Genomic DNA, 464 nt, shown 5'->3' with positions numbered 1-464 from the left:
CCATCGGGCTTGCGGGTATACAGGTCGTTGATACGCTGGGTTGTACAGGTCAGGTCTTGCAGGGTTTTGCAGCGCTGACCCCGTAACCCGGCGTCCTGTTCCAGACGGTGCAGGCGAGCGGCAGGCAGTTGTATCTCGGAAAAACACAGCTGCAGATCACGTACCGGCTGATCATTCCAGCGGGCGGGCAGCCAGATATCTTCCAGAGGTTGGCCCGTGACGTTGCGCTCGCCATTGATGAACCCTGTTTCCTGGCGATACCGGGCAATGTTCACATCGTGATAGGTCGTCTTGCCGTCGGTGAGACGCACTTCCAGCTCGCGCCACGCCTTGCCCTGGTAGAACACATAGACGAAGCCGGGCCGGGCCAGCACCGGCGTGCCATGGTCGTCAGCGCTCTTGGCTCCGGGCAGCGAAACAAAGGGCAGCACCGGCACCAACTGATTCCACTGGGCGTCGACCTG

Annotated in this window: 1 pseudogene; it reads right to left on the bottom strand. The window is 61.2% G+C overall.

What is annotated here, in order from left to right:
- A pseudogene (locus ACCD02_RS32635) lies at positions 1–464 on the bottom strand (hypothetical protein); the annotation flags it as partial.

The organism is Pseudomonas sp. Pseusp88, assembly GCF_047303955.1.
In the GTDB taxonomy this organism is placed as follows: Bacteria; Pseudomonadota; Gammaproteobacteria; order Pseudomonadales; family Pseudomonadaceae; genus Aquipseudomonas.
This window is presented reverse-complemented; position numbering and strand designations above follow the sequence as displayed.